At 56.0% G+C, this 17,975-nt stretch carries 19 protein-coding genes and 2 tRNA genes; 20 read left to right on the forward strand and 1 reads right to left on the reverse strand.

Annotated features, from left to right (window positions below; genetic code table 11):
* From ilvN to RR877_RS05620, 18 genes are all read left to right on the forward strand, one after another.
* Positions 1-272 (forward strand): acetolactate synthase small subunit (ilvN, locus tag RR877_RS05535; RefSeq protein WP_332627786.1); only part of this gene is annotated, 272 nt, incomplete at its 5' end.
* 44 nt (positions 273-316) lie between these two features.
* Entirely contained in the window at positions 317-1,342 is a 1,026-nt protein-coding gene (gene ilvC / locus RR877_RS05540; RefSeq protein ID WP_332619068.1) for a ketol-acid reductoisomerase, read from the forward strand.
* A 39-nt stretch (positions 1,343-1,381) separates the two neighbouring features.
* Complete coding sequence (locus RR877_RS05545; RefSeq protein WP_332551069.1) at positions 1,382-1,834, forward strand: hypothetical protein; 453 nt, start codon at positions 1,382-1,384, stop codon at positions 1,832-1,834.
* A 2-nt stretch (positions 1,835-1,836) separates the two neighbouring features.
* Complete coding sequence (locus tag RR877_RS05550; protein ID WP_110233046.1) at positions 1,837-2,175, forward strand: hypothetical protein; 339 nt, start codon at positions 1,837-1,839, stop codon at positions 2,173-2,175.
* Positions 2,176-2,249: 74 nt separating this feature from the next.
* Entirely contained in the window at positions 2,250-3,842 is a 1,593-nt protein-coding gene (gene serA, locus RR877_RS05555; RefSeq protein WP_332619067.1) for a phosphoglycerate dehydrogenase, read from the forward strand.
* Positions 3,843-3,867: 25 nt separating this feature from the next.
* Positions 3,868-4,920 carry a 3-isopropylmalate dehydrogenase gene (locus RR877_RS05560; RefSeq protein WP_332551071.1) on the forward strand — a complete coding sequence of 351 codons (1,053 nt, stop codon included), beginning with the start codon at positions 3,868-3,870 and terminating at the stop codon, positions 4,918-4,920.
* A gap of 16 nt (positions 4,921-4,936) precedes the next feature.
* A complete protein-coding gene (locus RR877_RS05565) occupies positions 4,937-6,049 on the forward strand; it encodes a branched-chain amino acid aminotransferase (protein ID WP_332551072.1) in 1,113 nt (370 codons plus the stop codon).
* Positions 6,046-7,560 carry a glutamate--tRNA ligase gene (gene gltX, locus RR877_RS05570; protein ID WP_332619065.1) on the forward strand — a complete coding sequence of 505 codons (1,515 nt, stop codon included), beginning with the start codon at positions 6,046-6,048 and terminating at the stop codon, positions 7,558-7,560. The genes RR877_RS05565 and gltX overlap by 4 nt, the downstream gene beginning before the upstream one ends.
* Before the next feature lie 64 nt (positions 7,561-7,624).
* A tRNA-Gln gene (locus RR877_RS05575) sits at positions 7,625-7,696 on the forward strand.
* A gap of 56 nt (positions 7,697-7,752) precedes the next feature.
* Positions 7,753-8,661 (forward strand): diacylglycerol kinase family protein, encoded by a 909-nt coding sequence (locus RR877_RS05580; RefSeq protein ID WP_332627787.1) that lies wholly within the window; start codon positions 7,753-7,755, stop codon positions 8,659-8,661.
* 60 nt (positions 8,662-8,721) lie between these two features.
* Positions 8,722-8,797 (forward strand) — tRNA-Glu (locus RR877_RS05585).
* An 88-nt stretch (positions 8,798-8,885) separates the two neighbouring features.
* Positions 8,886-9,878 (forward strand): TerC family protein, encoded by a 993-nt coding sequence (locus RR877_RS05590; RefSeq protein ID WP_280800518.1) that lies wholly within the window; start codon positions 8,886-8,888, stop codon positions 9,876-9,878.
* Positions 9,879-9,887: 9 nt separating this feature from the next.
* Positions 9,888-11,300, forward strand: coding sequence for a 3-isopropylmalate dehydratase large subunit (leuC, locus tag RR877_RS05595; RefSeq protein ID WP_110233053.1), 1,413 nt, complete (start codon positions 9,888-9,890; stop codon positions 11,298-11,300).
* Positions 11,301-11,302: 2 nt separating this feature from the next.
* Complete coding sequence (leuD, locus tag RR877_RS05600) at positions 11,303-11,905, forward strand: 3-isopropylmalate dehydratase small subunit (RefSeq protein WP_110233054.1); 603 nt, start codon at positions 11,303-11,305, stop codon at positions 11,903-11,905.
* Positions 11,902-13,275, forward strand: a complete 1,374-nt coding sequence (gene murA, locus RR877_RS05605; protein WP_110233055.1) for a UDP-N-acetylglucosamine 1-carboxyvinyltransferase — start codon at positions 11,902-11,904, stop codon at positions 13,273-13,275. Before leuD ends, murA begins: the two co-directional genes overlap by 4 nt.
* 6 nt (positions 13,276-13,281) lie before the next feature.
* Positions 13,282-14,013: a lysophospholipid acyltransferase family protein gene (locus tag RR877_RS05610; RefSeq protein ID WP_332550717.1), complete on the forward strand. Its 732-nt coding sequence runs from the start codon at positions 13,282-13,284 to the stop codon at positions 14,011-14,013.
* A complete protein-coding gene (locus RR877_RS05615) occupies positions 14,010-15,143 on the forward strand; it encodes an NAD(P)H-dependent glycerol-3-phosphate dehydrogenase (protein WP_110233056.1) in 1,134 nt (377 codons plus the stop codon). The genes RR877_RS05610 and RR877_RS05615 overlap by 4 nt, the downstream gene beginning before the upstream one ends.
* Positions 15,046-16,143 carry a D-alanine--D-alanine ligase family protein gene (locus RR877_RS05620; RefSeq protein WP_332627788.1) on the forward strand — a complete coding sequence of 366 codons (1,098 nt, stop codon included), beginning with the start codon at positions 15,046-15,048 and terminating at the stop codon, positions 16,141-16,143. The genes RR877_RS05615 and RR877_RS05620 overlap by 98 nt, the downstream gene beginning before the upstream one ends.
* Before the next feature lie 3 nt (positions 16,144-16,146).
* Here the strand turns inward: RR877_RS05620 and RR877_RS05625 are convergent, their stop codons facing one another.
* Positions 16,147-16,629: a DUF3515 domain-containing protein gene (locus tag RR877_RS05625; RefSeq protein ID WP_280796086.1), complete on the reverse strand. Its 483-nt coding sequence runs from the start codon at positions 16,627-16,629 to the stop codon at positions 16,147-16,149.
* A 23-nt stretch (positions 16,630-16,652) separates the two neighbouring features.
* Between RR877_RS05625 and thiL the strand changes: the two genes are divergently transcribed.
* Both thiL and RR877_RS05635 read left to right on the forward strand, forming a co-directional pair.
* Positions 16,653-17,660, forward strand: a complete 1,008-nt coding sequence (thiL, locus tag RR877_RS05630; RefSeq protein ID WP_332550716.1) for a thiamine-phosphate kinase — start codon at positions 16,653-16,655, stop codon at positions 17,658-17,660.
* Positions 17,657-17,975 (forward strand): RsmD family RNA methyltransferase (locus RR877_RS05635; protein ID WP_332627789.1); only part of this gene is annotated, 319 nt, incomplete at its 3' end. The genes thiL and RR877_RS05635, both read left to right, overlap by 4 nt.

The following is a 17,975-nucleotide window of genomic DNA, read 5'->3' on the forward strand; positions in this document are numbered from 1 at the left end:
AGCAGTCTGTTGCCCGGGAGCACATGCTGATCAAGGTTCGCGTGGATAACTCCACACGTTCACAGGTACTCGAAGCAGTGTCACTGTTCCGCGCCAGTGTCGTGGACGTTGCTTCTGATGCTTTGGTTATTGAAGTCACCGGAAACTCGGCCAAGATTGCCGCTTTCCTCAAGTTGCTCGAACCCTATGGCATCAAGGAACTTGCTCAATCGGGTCTGCTCGCTATCGGTCGCGGTAGCAAGTCGATTACTGAGCGCGTGTTCAAGAACTAGTTTTTCCCGATTTTCCAAACCTACAAACAAGGAGAAAACCCAAAGTGACTGAAATTCACTATGACAAGGACGCAGACCTCGAGCTCATCAAGAGCAAGAAGGTCGCCGTTATCGGTTACGGCTCACAGGGCCACGCACACGCACTCAACCTGCACGACTCCGGCGTTGACGTCGTTGTTGGTCTGAAGGCTAACTCGAAGTCGATTGCTAAGGCAGAAGAGGCTGGCCTCAAGGTCATGACCACTGCTGAAGCTGCTGCATGGGGCGACGTTATCGTCATCCTCGCTCCAGACCAGTTCCAGCGTCACCTCTACGCAGATGACATTGCTCCTAACCTCTCTGCAGGTAAGACCCTCATCTTCGGTCACGGTTTCAACATCCGTTACGGCTACATCACCGCTCCTTCGAACGTTGACGTTGCACTCGTAGCTCCTAAGGGTCCAGGCCACACCGTTCGTCGCGAGTACCTCGCAGGCCGTGGTGTTCCTGTCATCGTTGCTGTCGAGAACGACGCATCTGGCAAGGCATGGGACCTCGCATGGTCTTACTCCAAGGCAATCGGTGGTCTGCGTGCCGGTGGTATCAAGACCACCTTCACCGAAGAGACCGAGACTGACCTCTTCGGCGAGCAGGCTGTCCTCTGTGGTGGCGCTTCGCAGCTCGTGATGTACGGCTTCGAGACTCTGGTTGAGGCTGGCTACCAGCCTGAGATCGCGTACTTCGAGGTTCTGCACGAGCTCAAGCTCATCGTTGACCTCATGTGGGAAGGTGGCATCGCCAAGCAGCGTTGGTCAGTTTCCGACACTGCAGAGTTCGGTGACTACGTTTCCGGTCCTCGCGTGATCGACCCTTCAGTCAAGGAGCACATGAAGGAAGTTCTCTCAGACATCCAGAACGGTGCATTCGCAACCCGCTTCATCAACGACCAGGACGCTGGAGCTCCCGAGTTCCTCGCCCTCCGCGACAAGGGTGCAGCGCACCCCATCGAGGCAACCGGTCGCAAGCTGCGCGAGCTCTTCGCATGGCGTCCACAGGACAAGGACTACACCGAGGGTTCTGCCGCTCGCTAGTCATTAGCTAAACGAGAGGATGCGCCACGCGCGTCACGTATGAGTACTCCAGAAGAAGATGCCCTCAGTTGGGCAGGCGACGATGATCGCCTGACAACGGGCTCTCCACAGAGTGCGAAACGGGACGCGGGTGGCGCTTCTTCCGTTAAGAAGTCACGAACCAAGGCCCCACAGAAAGCAGCGGAGACCGCTGAGCTTCCTGTCAGCCTCAGCTCAGCTGCTCTGATTGGCTTTGGAATTTTTGCTGGCATCTACTTGCTGTTCTCGGTTGCATGGTTGATTACCGCTTTGCGGAACCCCACCCAGATTGCAGATGCTTTGGGTAATGCCATGTTCCAGTTCGGGCTGTGGCTGTCTGTTGCTGCCCCTGCAATCTGGTTTGGTGCCGTTCTTTACCTCGGTAAGGACAAGAAAGTTTCCACCCGGTTGCTGTACTTGCTCTTAGGTGTCGCCATTCTCATTCCCTGGCCCTACGTGTCCTGGGCAGGTTAGATATGAACGAGAAATTGAAGCGTTCGGTGGGGGCATGGATACTTGCCGCCGTGTTTGCCCTGCTTTTTGCTTATGACGTCTGGGAAGGCATTGGCAACTTCATTGGAGTAATGTCCCAAAGCCTGTCCCTCGGTATCGGTCTGAGTGCTTTTGGCTGGTTTGCGGTCATCTTCGGAATCGTGGCACCGGTAGTTCTCTTTTTTGGTGCGCTGTGGTTCACCAGAAAGAAATCCTTTGCACCTGCTCTGGTGATCTATATCGTCGCGTTGTCCCTCTCCGCCGTGGTGGGTGTGGACCTCGCACTTGGCACCAACGCATTCCTCATTTTCAGCGTGAATTAGCGCAAAACAGCCCCAAACCGCTCGGGTAGACTTGAACCTCTCCTGAGCTCAAAAACCCAAGGAAATACATACTCGTGACTAAGCCCGTCGTACTCATCGCTGAAGAGCTTTCTCCTGCCACTATCGAGGCTCTGGGCCCCGATTTCGACGTGCGCGTCGTTGACGGCACCGACCGTCCCGCTCTTCTGGAAGCAGTGCACTCTGCCAGCGCAATCTTGGTTCGCTCCGCTACCCAGGTTGATGCTGAAGTACTTGCTGCAGCACCGAACCTCAAGGTCATTGCGCGTGCTGGTGTGGGCCTGGACAACGTCGACATCAAGGCAGCTACCGCTGCCGGTGTCATGGTGGTCAACGCGCCCACCTCCAACATCATTTCTGCAGCAGAGCTCACCTGTGGTCACATCTTGAGCCTGGCTCGCCACATTCCTGCAGCTCACGCAGCACTTGCCGAAGGCAAGTGGAAGCGCAGCGCTTACACCGGTACTGAACTGTTTGAAAAGACCATCGGCATCATCGGTCTGGGTCGGATTGGTGCGCTCATTGCTGAGCGTATGAAGGCGTTTGGTACCAAGGTTGTGGCCTACGACCCCTACGTCACCTCAGCCCGTGCCCAGCAGCTGGGTGTTCAGCTCCTCTCACTCAATGAGCTCATTGAAACCTCTGACTTCATCACCATCCACATGCCCAAGACTCCTGAGACAACGGGCATGATCGGCACTGCTCAGCTCAAGGCTATGAAGCCCACTGCATACGTCATCAACGTCGCACGCGGTGGCCTCATTGACGAAGATGCCCTGTATGAAGCTCTGACCAACAACGTCATTGCCGGTGCTGGTCTGGACGTGTTCGTCTCTGAGCCTCCCACTGGTTCGCCGTTGCTGGGTCTGCCCAACGTCATCACCACCCCGCACCTGGGTGCTTCTACTGATGAAGCTCAGGAAAAGGCTGGTATCTCGGTTGCCAAGTCGGTTCGCCTTGCTCTGAGTGGTGAGCTCGTTCCTGACGCAGTTAACGTTGCCGGTGGTGTGATTGATCCTTACGTCCGCCCCGCTATTCCTCTGGTGGAGAAGCTCGGACAGGTCTTCTCAGGTCTGGCACACACCAGCCCATTGACCTCAGTCGATGTTGAGGTCCGTGGTGAGATCACACAGTACGACACCTCTGTGCTCAAGCTGGCTGCCCTCAAGGGAATCTTTACCAACGTGGTCAGCGAGAGCGTCTCTTACGTGAACGCTCCCTTGCTTGCTGAGCAGCGCGGTATTGAAGTTCGCACACTGAGCGAAGAGGAATCTCCTGAATACCGCACCGTGCTCACCATCCGTGGTGCGCTGAGCGATGGTACCCAGATCTCTGTTTCGGGAACTCTGGCTGGTATCAAGCAGGTTGAGAAGATCGTCGAAATCAACGGCTACGAAGTAGACGTCCCCATCGATGACCACCTCATCGTGATGCAGTACATCGACCGTCCCGGAATCGTTGCCGTGTACGGCAAGGAATTCGGTGACGCCAAGATCAACATCGCCGGTATGCAGATTGCTCGCCAGAACCTTGGTGGCAAGGCACTGTCTGTGCTGACCGTGGACTCACCCGTTCCCGCATCACTGCTCGAAAAGGTTCGTAAGGCCATCGATGCAGATGTCATGCTCGAAGTAGACATCACCGAATAAGTTCAGAACAACGCAAGGAAAACCCATGTCGCGCACACTCAAGCTCGCAGTCATCCCTGGTGACGGTATTGGCCCTGAGGTCATTGCTGAAGCAGTGAAGGTGCTGGACGTGGTCGCTCCCTCTGCAGATCTGGTTATCGAGAAGACACAGTTCTCGCTCGGCGCTGACCGCTACCTCGCCACCGGCGACGTGCTCAGCGAAGAAGACCTTGCAGCTATTGCCTCTCACGAAGCAATCCTGTTAGGTGCTGTCGGTGGAAAGCCTGGCGATCCTCGTATTCCTGCTGGCATCATCGAGCGTGGTCTACTGCTGAAGCTGCGCTTCAGCTTGGACCACTACGTGAACCTGCGTCCAACCACGATCTTCCCCGGTGTCGTGAGCCCACTTGCTCACCCCGGCGACGTGGACTTTGTGGTTGTGCGTGAAGGTACCGAAGGTCCTTATGTGGGTAACGGTGGCGCACTTCGACAGGGAACTCCCTACGAAATTGCGAACGAGCTTTCCATCAACACCGCTCACGGTGTTGAGCGTGTGGTTCGCTACGCGTTCGAACTCGCCGCCAAGCGTGAGCGCAAGAAGCTGACCTTGGTGCACAAGACCAATGTGTTGGTGAACGCTGGTTCTCTGTGGAGTCGCATCGTGGATGCTGTTGCAGCGGAATACCCTCAGGTTTCGGTGGACTACCTCCACATCGACGCAGCGACCATCTTCTTCGTCACTGACCCTGCACGCTTCGACGTCATCGTCACCGACAACTTGTTCGGCGACATCCTCACCGACCTTGCTGCTGCGATCAGCGGTGGAATTGGTCTGGCTGCGAGTGGAAACATCAACCCCACCAACGCATTCCCCAGCATGTTTGAACCAGTACACGGTTCTGCTCCTGACATTGCTGGTCAACAGAAAGCTGACCCCACCGCAGCAATCCTCTCCGTGGGACTGCTGCTGGAACACTTTGGCTACGCCGAGGCCGCAGCGCGCATCAACGATGCTGTCGCTGCTGACCTCTCTGAGCGTGGTGCTGCATCCCGTCGTACGAGCGAGATTGGCGACGACATTGTCGCCCGTCTGTCCTAGGAAGTAAAGGAAGATCATGAGCAACGAAACATCGACGTTTCCGCTGAACTTCGCCCTCACCCCGTCAACCTCTGCACGCGCAGAGGCAGCTCGTGAGGAAATCCTCGCTGACCCCGGGTTTGGTAAGCACTTCACCGACCACATGGTCTCCATTGACTGGACCATCGACGAAGGTTGGCACGGTGCACACGTTCAGCCCTATGGGCCATTGACTCTGGACCCTGCTGCTTCCGTGCTGCACTACGGCCAGGAAATCTTTGAAGGGCTCAAGGCATACCGTCACGCTGATGGTTCCATCTGGACCTTCCGCCCCGAAGCGAACGCTCTGCGTCTGCAGCGCTCTGCTCGCCGCATGGCACTGCCTGAGCTCTCTGTTCCTGACTTCATTGAGTCCATCAAGCAGCTCATTGCGGTTGATGGCAAGTGGGTTCCTTCGGCACCGGAGACCAGCCTCTACCTGCGTCCCTTCATGATTGCCAACGAAACCTTCCTGGGTGTTCGTGCCGCGCACAAGGTCGGCTACTACCTCATTGCGTCGCCAGCTGGCGCATACTTTGCGCAGGGTGTGGCACCGGTCAAGATTTGGCTCACCACCGAGTACTCACGTGCAGGCAAGGGTGGAACCGGTTCTGCCAAGTGTGGTGGTAACTACGCTTCCTCGCTCACCGCTCAGGTTGAGGCTTATGAGAATGGCTGTGCCCAGGTTCTTTTCCTTGACTCCGAAACCCACACCAACGTGGAAGAGCTCGGTGGCATGAACGTCTTCTTCGTCCACAAAGACGGCAAGATTGTCACCCCTCAGCTCACCGGAACCATCCTTGAAGGCATTACTCGTGAGAGCATCATCACCTTGGCCAAGGATCGTGGGCTTGAGGTTGAAGAGCGCACCGTGCCCATCTCCGAATGGAAGGAAGGCGTTGCCTCTGGCCAGATCACGGAAGTATTCGCTTGTGGCACTGCTGCTGTGATTACTCCGATTGGTCAGCTCATCGGTGCTAATGGACTTTCCGTTGGTAACCCTGATGCACCTGCCGGTGAACTCACCATGAGTCTGCGTAAGGAACTTACAGATATTCAATACGGTCGCCTTCCTGACCGTCACGGCTGGATGGTCAGACTCGACGCATGACAACTAACTACCCCTTCTCCACAGCGACGGGGAGCGACGTTCGCGTGCGCTTCTGCCCTTCACCAACCGGTACACCTCACGTAGGGCTGGTGCGCACCGCCCTGTTCAACTGGGCATATGCCCGTCACACCGGCGGTAAGTTCATCTTCCGTATCGAAGACACTGATGCAGCTCGCGACTCCGAAGAGAGCTACGAGCAGATCATTGACGCCCTGTCCTGGTTGAACCTGGATTGGGACGAAGGCATCAACGTGGGCGGCCCTCACGGGCCATACCGCCAGTCTCAGCGCTCCGACATCTACAAAGAGGTCATTGAGAAGCTCAAGGCAACTGGTCGTGTCTATGAGAGCTTCTCTACACCTGAAGAAATCGAAGCTCGCAACCTTGCTGCCGGCAAGGACCCCAAGGTTGGCTATGACAACTTTGACCGTGATCTGACAGAAGAGCAGAAGGCTGCTTTCCGTGCCGAGGGACGTCTCCCTGCTCTTCGCGTTCGCGTACCTGATGAGGACATCACCTTCGATGACTTGGTTCGTGGTGAAATCACGTTCCCTGCTGGTTCGTTCCCTGACTTCGTTGTGGTTCGCCCCAATGGTGACCCTCTCTACACGCTGGTCAACCCGGTTGATGACGCCATCATGCAGGTCACTCACGTGCTCCGTGGTGAAGATCTTCTTTCGTCAACTCCTCGCCAGATTGCTCTGTATCACGCACTCATCGACGCAGGTTTCACCACCCACATCCCACGTTTTGGCCACCTGCCCTATGTCATGGGTGAAGGAAACAAGAAGCTCTCTAAGCGTGACCCTGAGGCAAACCTGTTCCACCACCGCGATCGCGGATTCATTCCTGAGGGTCTCATCAACTACCTCGCCCTGTTGGGGTGGTCGTTGAGCCACGATCGTGATGTCTTCTCCATTCAGGAGATGGTCAAGGCTTTCGACGTGGTCAATGTGAACCCTAACCCTGCGCGCTTTGATCAGAAGAAGGCGGACGCCATCAATGGCGACCAGATTCGTTTGCTCACTCTGGAAGACTTCACTGCTCGCATGATTCCGTATCTGCAGGCAGGGAACGTTCTCTCGAACAACCCCACCGATGTTCAGCTCGAGATTCTTGCTGCAGCAGCGCCTCTGGTGCAGACCCGCATGAACGTGCTCAGCGAAGCTCCAGAGCTTTTAGAGTTCCTGTTTACCCCTGCGTCTCAAATCACCTATGCAGAGGATGCACTCAAGGGCTTGCCCGAGAATTCAGCGGTTGTGGTTGCGGCTTCAGTCGAAGCACTAGAGCTCATTCCTGAAGCAGAGTTCACTCACGATGTCATTCAGGAAGCGTTGAATTCAGCTCTCATTGACGGCCTCGAACTCAAGCCTCGGATTGCCTTTGGGCCCTTGCGCACCGCCATTTCTGGTCGTCGAATTTCTCCTCCCTTGTTCGAATCTATGGAGATTTTGGGCAAGCAGGACACCATTGATCGACTCGTTCGTTTCAACGAACGCAAGGAGCGCTGAGTTTGTTTAGTCTGCCCTCGTGGGTTAGGCTAGGGAGTCGGTTCAGGGCTTAGCTCAGACCCGGTGGGGTATGGTGTAATTGGCAACACGAAGGTTTCTGGTACCTTTGTTCTTGGTTCGAGTCCAGGTACCCCAGCAAGTAAAACCCTCGCAATAGCGAGGGTTTTCTCGTTTAACCGGCATAATCAACTGGTGAGTTCAACACCCCGCCACATTGTTGTGGCCATCAATCCCAGCGCCGCTTTTGGTAAGAATCCTGCGGCAGGGGAGCAGACGGTGTCAGCTCTTGAAGCGGCCGGTTATCGAGTCACTGCCTTGCGTGCAGAGAACTATGACTTGCTTCGTGGGCAGCTCAATCGCGCACTCACACTCACTCCAGATGCCCTAGTTGTCGTTGGTGGCGATGGCATGGTTTCGTTGGCGGTCAATATGGTCGCGCAAACTTCTGTTCCGTTCGCTGTTGTTCCGGCGGGAACGGGAAATGACCTTGCTCGGGGGATTGGTTTGCCCGTGGGTGATCTTTCTTCCTGTATTTCGAAGATGGTGGAGTCCCTGTCGCGCGAACCCGAGCGACTAGATCTGGGTCGCATCACCAGTGTTGATGGTTCAGAGGTTCGCTGGTTTGCGAGCATTCTCTCTGCCGGATTCGACGCCATTGTGAATGAGCGGGCTAATGCCATGCACTGGCCCAAGGGGAAGTCTCGCTACACCCTGGCCTTGCTCTTGGAGCTCTTTGCGCTCAAACCAGTTCGGTATTCACTAACGGTTGATGGTGTTCATCGTGAGGAATCAGCCATGCTCATCTCCGTGGCCAACAACTCCACCATGGGTGGGGGAATGAAGGTCACCCCCGAAGCAAGCATGCGAGATGGCATGTTGGATGTGTTCGTATTGAGGCCGCTGTCGCGACTGCGTTTTCTTCGGTTGTTCCCTCGTGTTTTCGCTGGCACACACGTCACCGAGCCTGAAGTGGTGATTGAGCGTGGCTCAACAGTTGTTCTTGATGCACCCGGAATCGTCGCGTATGCAGATGGGGAGAGGGTCTGGGCATTGCCGGCACATGTCGATGTTGTCCCCGCAGCGGTGAGAGTGTTTATCTAGCTCAAGATGCCTCGATTGGCGGGCACTTCGTTCTTATGGCATTATTGACACGTCGCAAACGGCCCCATCGTATAGCGGCCTAGTACGCCGCCCTCTCACGGCGGTAACGCGGGTTCGAATCCCGCTGGGGTCACCATTGTCAAAAACCCTCGCCATCCGGCGGGGGTTTTTGCATTCTTCTCTAAGCAGATTCACAGCATTCTTACCGGTAGCCTTGAACCACTATGGATGGTGCTCTCCCCGCGTGGTTTGAAATTGGTTCTCTCGTTGTTTTGACGGCAATTCTTGTAGCTGATCTCTTGATCATTTTCAAGCGGCCGCACATCCCTTCGATGAAAGAAGCAGCTCTCTGGGTGGGCTTCTACGCCCTCCTAGCCATCGCTTTTGGTGGCGCGATCCTTGCTCTGGGCGATATCGAGCACGCAGGCCAGTTCTATGCCGGTTGGCTCACCGAATACAGCTTGAGTATCGATAACCTCTTCGTCTTCGTCATCATCATGAGTCGCTTTGCGGTACCGAGAAAGTACCAGCAAGAAGTTCTCATGGTGGGCATCATCATGGCGCTGATTCTGCGCGGAATCTTCATCATTTTGGGTGCTGCCCTCATCGAGAACTTCTCCTGGATTTTCTACATCTTCGGAGCATTCCTGCTCTACACCGCCTACCACCAGGCTTTCCGTTCACACGAGGACGAAGAAGAGACAGAAGGCAAGCTCATTAGCTTCCTGCGCAAGCGCATCACGATGTCACCTGACTTTGATGGCGCCAAGATCCGCACCGTTCACAACGGCAAGAAGATGTTCACCCCGATGATTGTGGTGTTCATCACCATTGCTGTGACCGACGTCATCTTTGCCTTTGACTCCATACCCGCCATTTTCGGAATTACAACAAGTCCGTTCTTGGTCTTCGCCGCAAACATCTTTGCCTTGATGGGTCTGCGTCAGCTCTACTTCCTGCTGGGCGGTCTTCTCGACAAGCTCGAATACCTCAAGTATGGAATCGCGTTTATCTTGGGCTTCATCGGTGTGAAGCTGGTGCTGCACGCGATGCACGAGAACGAGCTGCCCTTCATCAACGGTGGCCAACACATTGAGTGGGCACCGGAAATCAGCACCGTGACCTCTCTCTTGGTCATTGTGGCCTCGATGGCAGTTGCGACCATTGCCAGCGTAATCAAGATGCGCTCTGCAGAACCTACTTCGCACACGAAGTAGAATTACAAGGTGAACAAACCAAGAACTCTTGCGGAAAAAGTGTGGGACGACCACTTGGTCGTCAAAGGCGAAGACGGTACCCCCGATCTCATCTACATCGACCTCCACCTTGTTCACGAAGTAACCAGTCCTCAGGCTTTTGATGGTCTGCGCCAGGCCGGACGTCCCGTCCGCCGTCTGGACCTCACCATTGCTACCGAGGACCACAACACTCCCACGCTGGCTATTGATAAGCCCATCGCTGATGAGACCAGCCGTATTCAGATTCAGACCCTGCGTAACAACGCTGAAGAGTTTGGTGTGCGCCTGCACTCTTTGGGAGATCTCGAGCAGGGAATTGTTCACGTAGTAGGCCCGCAGCTGGGTTTGACCATGCCCGGCATCACCGTAGTCTGTGGCGACTCTCACACTTCAACCCACGGTGCTTTTGGCGCCATGGCGTTCGGTATTGGTACCAGTGAGGTTGAGCACGTTCTCGCCACTCAGACGCTGCCGTTGAAGCCGTTCAAGACCATGGCTATCAATGTTGAAGGAACCCTCAAGCCAGGCGTTTCTGCCAAGGACATCATCTTGGCGGTCATCGCCAAGATCGGTGCCAACGGTGGTCAGGGGTACGTTCTTGAATTCCGTGGCTCTGCTATCCGTGCCCTGTCGATGGAAGGTCGCATGACCATCTGCAACATGGCTATTGAAGCAGGTGCTCGTGCCGGTATGGTCGCTCCCGACCAGACCACCTTTGACTACCTTGAAGGTCGCCCACACGCACCCGTTGGGGCCGACTGGGACGAGGCCGTCGCTTACTGGAAGACGCTGCCCACCGACGAGGGTGCAACTTTTGATGCCGAGGTCAACCTCGACGCTAACGAACTCGAGCCTTTCGTCACCTGGGGAACAAACCCAGGCCAAGGTGTTTCGCTCAGCGATGTCGTTCCCTCACCTGAGGACTTCGCAGACCCCAACGAGCGTGCTGCAGCTGAACGTGCTCTCGAATACATGGATCTGAAGCCTGGCACCAAGCTCAAGGACGTTCCTGTAGACGCAGTGTTCATGGGTTCGTGCACCAACAGCCGCATCGAAGACCTTCGCGTCTTTGCTTCACTGGTTGAGGGAAAGAAGAAGGCTGATGGCGTTCGCGTCATGGTTGTTCCGGGCTCTGCACGTGTTCGTCTCGAGGCAGAAGCTGAAGGCCTCGACAAGATCATCGAAGACTTTGGTGCTGAGTGGCGCTTTGCTGGCTGCTCGATGTGTTTGGGAATGAACCCCGACCAGCTCGCACCGGGGGAGCGTTGTGCTTCCACCTCGAACCGTAACTTTGAAGGCCGTCAGGGTAAGGGTGGACGTACTCACCTGGTTTCCCCACAGGTCGCTGCAGCCACCGCTATTCGTGGCACGCTCTCGAGCCCCTCAGATTTGGAAGGCTAGACATGGAGAAATTCACTTCCGTCACCGGTGTTGGTGTCCCTCTGCGACGCAGTGGCGTGGACACCGACCAGATCATTCCTGCCGTCTATCTCAAGCGCGTGACCAAGACCGGCTTCGATGATGCCCTCTTCGCCAACTGGCGTCAGGACCCCGAATTCATTTTGAACCAGTCTGAATATGCTGGTGCTCGAGTGCTTGTTGCCGGACCTGACTTTGGAACGGGTTCCTCACGTGAGCACGCTGTCTGGGCACTGCGTGACTACGGTTTCGATGCAGTTCTGGCACCGAAGTTCGCAGATATTTTCCGCGGAAACTCAGGCAAGCAAGGTTTGCTCACCGGTGTCATCTCTGAGGCAGACTGCGAGAAGCTCTGGGCTGCACTGGAAGCTCAGCCTGGTGTTGAGTTGACGGTAGACCTGGTTGAGAAGAAGGCAACGCTGGGTGACCTCGTTGTTCCTTTTGAAGTCGATGACTACATTCGCTGGCGTTTGCTCGAAGGACTCGATGACATCGCGCTAACCTTGCGTAACGAGCAGGCCATCACTGACTTCGAAGCGAAGCGTGAAGGCTGGCGCCCCAAGACCCTTCCTGTGAGGCATGCATGAACACTGTTGCAAACGACGCACGCGCCGCTGGCGCACGCGTAGGCCTCTCCGGAGACACCATCACCATCAATGGTGGCCACCCACTTTCTGGTCGCATTGAGGTCAAGGGTGCAAAGAACTTGGTCACCAAGGCGATGGTTGCTGCGCTCTTGGGAGAAAGCCCCAGTGAACTGCGCGATGTCCCCGACATCAGCGATGTTCGCGTAGTCAAGGGCCTCCTCGAAGTTCACGGTGTCAAGGTCGAGCACGATGTAGCAGCAGGTGTTCTCAAGCTCGATCCAGCTGGTGTTGAATCGGCACACATGACCGATATCGATGCCCACGCTGGCTCGAGCCGGATTCCCATTCTTTTCTGTGGCCCATTGCTTCACCGCTTAGGTGAGGCATTTATTCCTGACCTTGGTGGTTGCCGTATTGGTGACCGCCCCATTGATTACCACCTAGAAGTTCTCGGTAACTTCGGTGCCGTTATTGAGAAGCTGCCTTCTGGCATTCGCATGACAGCTCCAGATGGTCTCGTTGGAACCAAGATTTCTCTTCCCTACCCCAGCGTGGGTGCAACCGAGCAAGTTCTTCTTACTGCCGTGCGTGCCAAGGGAAAGACTGAACTTTCTGGTGCAGCTATTGAGCCAGAGATCATGGACCTCATCAACATTTTGCAGAAGATGGGCGCCATTATCTCGGTCGATACTGACCGCGTCATTCGCATCGAAGGCGTAGACAAGCTTGAGGGTTACACCCACCGCGCACTCTTCGACCGTAACGAAGCAGCAAGCTGGGCTTCAGCAGCACTGGCTACCGGCGGAGACATCTTTGTCGGGGGAGCACAGCAGGCAGAGATGCTCACCTTCCTCAACATCTTCCGCAAGGTTGGTGGCGCTTTCGAGATTCACGATGACGGTATTCGTTTCTTCCACCCCGGTGGAGAGCTCAAGCCCGTTGTGATCGAAACTGATGTTCACCCCGGCTTCATGACGGACTGGCAGCAGCCTCTCGTGATTGCCCTCACCAAGGCACAGGGTGTCTCGATTGTGCACGAGACCGTTTATGAACAGCGCTTTGGTTTCGTTGATGCCCTCATCAAGATGGGTGCCAACATTCAGCTTCACAGCGAATGCCTCGGTGGTCACCCCTGCCGTTTTGGTCAGCGTAACTTCCTGCACTCTGCTGTGATCTCAGGTCCAACCGAACTTCACGGGGCAGACATTGAAGTTCCCGACCTGCGTGGTGGATTCAGCCACCTCATTGCAGCGCTGACTGCCAAGGGCACGTCTCGCGTGAGCAACGTGGGCATCATTAGCCGTGGCTATGGTGACTTCATTACCAAGCTGCGTCAGCTCGGCGCCGACTTTGTAATTGAGGGCGAGTAACTCCTCGTGAGTGAACGCAGTAAGCCATCAATCTTCTGGTTGTTAGGCGCTATCGCCCTGCCCCTGATGGGGTTGATGGTGAAGTTCCGTTTCCACGACCGTGAAAAGATGCCACAAACCGGCGCCGTGGTCATTACCCCCAACCATTACTCCAACATTGACCCTGTGGTCATTGGTGTTGCCACCTGGTATCTGGGCCGCCTTCCTCGCTTTATGGCCAAGGCCAGCATCTTGAAGGTTCCTGTGCTGGGTTGGATTTTGCGCAAGTCGGGACAGATTCCGGTTGAACGTGGTGGCTCCACGCGCAGCTCCGCTGCCCTGATGGCGGCGAAAGAACTCGTCACCAAGGAACGTGCGGTCATTGTCTATCCAGAAGGCTCGCTCACTCGTGACCCTGACATCTGGCCTATGCGTGGCAAGAGCGGCGCTGTGCGCTTGGCGTTGGAACTGGGTATTCCTGTTGTTCCTGTTGCTCACTGGGGAACTCAGAACCTGATGGCGCGCTATTCGAAGAAGATCAATGTCTTCCCTCGCCACACCATTGATGTGAAAGTGGGGGACCCCGTCGACCTCAGCGAGTTCCAAGGCAAACCCTTGGATAATAAAACTCTCACCGCTGCAACGACCAAAGTGATGGACGCCATCACTGCTTTGCTGGAAGACTTACGTGGCGAGAAGGCACCAGCAACCCGCTGGAACCCAGCCGAACACAACCAGAGCGAGACGGGGCGGTTTTGAGTAAGAAGCCAGTAACTCCACCTGCGCGTAAGGTTGCTGTCCTCGGTGCAGGTAGCTGGGGAACAACCTTTGCCAAGATTTTGGCCGACGGCGGCAACGACGTCATGCTCTGGGCACGTCGTGATGACCTCGCTGAGGACATCAACGAAACTCACCGCAACAGCGACTACCTCCGCGGTATTCGTCTGCCACTGAACCTCGTTGCCACCAGCTCGATGGCAGCTGCGGTGAAGAACGCGGAGCAGGTTTACCTCTGTGTTCCCAGCCAAACGCTGCGCGAAAACCTGGTTCAGCTCGCACCCCTACTCCGCGACGATCAAATTGTGATCTCCCTCATGAAGGGCGTCGAGCGCAAGACGGGCCTGCGCATGAGCGAGGTCATTGCGGAAGAACTTCCTATCAGCCCAGACATGGTTGCCGTTGCCTCAGGCCCTAACTTGGCTCTGGAGATTGCCAAGGAGCAGCCCACCGCTGCAGTGATCTCCAGCCAGAGCTTGGAAACTGCCAGCCAAGTGGCATTGACAGTGTCTAACCGCTACTTCCGTTGCTTCGTCAACACTGATGTTCCAGGCACCGAGTTTGGTGGAGTTCTGAAAAACCTCATCGCAGTGGCTGTCGGCATCGTGGATGGCGTGGGCTATGGCGATAACACCAAGGCGTCCATCATTACCCGTGGTCTTGCAGAAATGACAGACTTTGCCGTTGCCTATGGCGCACAGCCCGAAACTCTCGCAGGTCTGGCAGGTCTTGGTGACCTCATTGCCACCTGTGAATCTCCACTGTCTCGCAACAACACGGCAGGACGCCTGCTGGGTCAGGGATACACCCTCAAAGAAGTCACCAACCAGATGCAGCAGACCGCGGAAGGTCTTGCTTCGGTCGCGCCAGTGTTGACACTTGCTCGTGCTCGTGAAGTAGACATGCCTATTGTCGAGCAGGTCAGCCAGGTTTTGGCGGGTACGCTCGACCCCAAGGACATTGCACCTCACCTCACAACGGATACGGATGAGCCTCAGGGCGAAAGGAGCCTCGATGACTACCAAGCTCGTGGTGGCGGTGTTGTTTGGGGGGCGCTCAAGCGAGCATTCAATCAGCTGCGCGACAGCCCGGGGAGTCCTTCAGGCGATTGACACTGACCGTTATGACGTGCTGCCTATCGGCATCACCAAAGACGGTGCATTCACGTTAGCCAGCGCTAACCCTGACGACTACGTTCTTCGGCCAGGCCAATTGCCTGAGGTTGAAGACAATGGCACCAGAATCATCTGGCCTGAATCTGCTGGCTCGAGCGAACTCTGGGTTTCTGGAGACGGAGCAGATCGTTCACTTGGCAACGTGGACGTTGTATTCCCGATTTTGCATGGACCATTCGGCGAAGATGGCACCATTCAGGGAATGCTGGAGCTCTTTGGTCTTCCCTATGTGGGTTCCGGTGTTTTGGCGTCAAGCCTGGGCATGGACAAGCACTTCACAAAGACTGTTCTCCAAGCCGCCGGTATTGAGGTTGCCCCCTGGCGCACGATCAAGCGTTATGACTGGCATAAGCGTCCTCAGGCTATTCGTGCAATGGCCGAACAGATGCCTCTGCCGGTCTTTATCAAGCCAGCTCGTGCAGGCTCCAGCGTGGGCGTCGGCAAGGTGTCGAACTGGGATCAGTTCGCCGTAGCTATGGACACAGCTTTCCTCGAAGACGACCATGTGCTCATCGAAGCAGGCATCGTTGGCCGGGAGGTGGAGTGTGCTGTGTTGCAGGGAATGCCTGGCCAGCCTGCTCGGGCATCTGTTGCCGGCGAGATCGTGGTCTCTGGTCGTGAGTTCTACGACTTTGAAGCGAAATATCTCGGTGCTGACGGTATCGACCTGGTCTGCCCAGCTGCGCTGAGTGCAGACGAGCTATCCGAACTTCAGCGCCTGAGCATTCGTGCTTTCGAAGCTATTGATGGTGCCGGCTTGGCACGTGTGGACTTCTTCCTCACCGAGAACGGCTTTGTTCTCAATGAGATCAACACCATGCCTGGCTTCACGCCCATCTCGATGTTCCCCAGGTGTTGGCAGGAAACGGGGCTGAGCTATCCCGAACTCATTGATGAGCTCATCCAGGTGGCACTAGCCCACCACGCTGAAGACTAAGTCTTATTTTCCGCTGAATACGTCGGCGAGGTCAGTGCATTTTGCTGTGCTGGGGAGCACGCTCACGGCGGCTCCGAGGTCAACCAGCGTGGTTGTTCCGCTCACGGCATCAGAATCAATCACAACTTCTACGGCTGGCGTGCGGCCATAGGTCGTGTAGCGATAGAGCGGGGCCTGGGAGTCATCTTCAATCCAGTCCACATCATTGACGGATACACAGGGAAGTGTGGTGGGTCCAGGAACTTCAACACCACAGGTCAACAACACAGATGCAGGGGTTCCCCAGGCACCTGTTGCCTGCGCATTGGTTTCGCGCTTCTTGAGCTCTGCCACCGTGTCTGGCAGTCGAACAGTCACACTTGCACACTCAGGGTTATTTGCGTCTTTGGCCGGAGTCATGGGAACTTGACCGGCGCAACCTACCAAAGAAAGTCCCAGCACAGCAGAAAGTGTGCCGAAGGCGAGTGCTCGAGTGCGAATATTCATCCTCTTCAGGCTACCGTGAGAGGGTGAGTGAAAATCCTGTAAACCAGACCTTGGGCGAAATGCCTGAGTCGGCCATCCTCGCTCGCATATTCCCAAGGCTTCCCTCCTCCGATGCCACGATTGTGGGCCCCGGTGATGACTGTGCGGTGATGCAGGCTCCAGATGGCCGTTTCGTCGTCACCACCGACATGATGGTTCACGGTCCTGACTTCCGTCTCGAGTGGTCCACGCCGCATCAACTCGGCATCAAGGCAGCAGCTACGAATCTTTCTGACGTTGCCGCCATGGGTGCGAAGCCCACCGGCATGGTTGTCTCCATCGCTGCTCCCAAAGAAACTGAAGTGTCTTTCTTGGAGCAGATTGCGGACGGATTCCATGATGCCTGCCTTGAGCTTGCACCCGGTAGTGGTGTTGTCGGGGGAGACCTGTCGGTCTCCAACACCCTCACGATCAGCGTGACGGCATTCGGTGATTTGGAAGGCAGAAAGCCACTGCTGCGCTCAGGTGCTCAGCCTGGTGATGTTGTTGCTGTGACGGGGCGTCTAGGCCTTGCAGGTCTTGGTTTAGCCGCATTGTTTGCGGGCGAGAAGGACACAACCAACCCCCTGCTGCTTTCAGCCCAGCTCGCACCGTGGCCACCTATTTCGCAAGGGGTAGCTGGAGCACTCGGTGGAGCAACAGCTGCCATGGATATTTCTGACTCGCTCATCATGGATGCCGGACGTATTGCTGGGGCCAGTGGCGTGGTGATTGTTCTCGACGAGAGTGCTCTCGATGATCTGGCTGCGCATCTGGCTATCGAATGTGGTGTTGATGCATCCCACGCACGCCAAGCCATTCTCTATGGCGGGGAAGACCACGCCTTGCTCATGTCGTTCCCTGCAGACGTTGCACTCCCACCAGGATTTACTGCCCTAGGTCACGTCGCGGCCTGTGCTGAAGATGAGACACCACACGTGAACATGGGAGAAGGTGTCTTGCCCGAGAATGGCTGGAATCCTTACACAAGCTGGAACGGGGAGATCTCATGACCCGCATCATTGCTGGCTTTGCCGGGTCCCGCGAACTCAAAGTTCCCAAGAGTGGCACCCGTCCCACCAGTGACCGCGTGAGAGAAGCCATCTTCTCTGCCCTCGAGGCACGCGATGTTATTGAGGGTGCTCGAGTGTTGGATCTCTTTGCCGGTTCAGGCGCGCTGGCTTTGGAAGCACTCAGTCGTGGGGCACTGAGTGTGAGCATGGTGGAGAAGAACCCCCAAGCTGGGGCACTCCTCCGCACCAATGCAGACCTCATCCGCAATGCAGGCAAACTCGATGCACTTGCCACCAGAGTGGTCATTGCCTCGG

The organism is Aurantimicrobium sp. (genome assembly GCF_036667855.1).
Lineage (GTDB): Bacteria > Actinomycetota > Actinomycetes > Actinomycetales > Microbacteriaceae > Aurantimicrobium.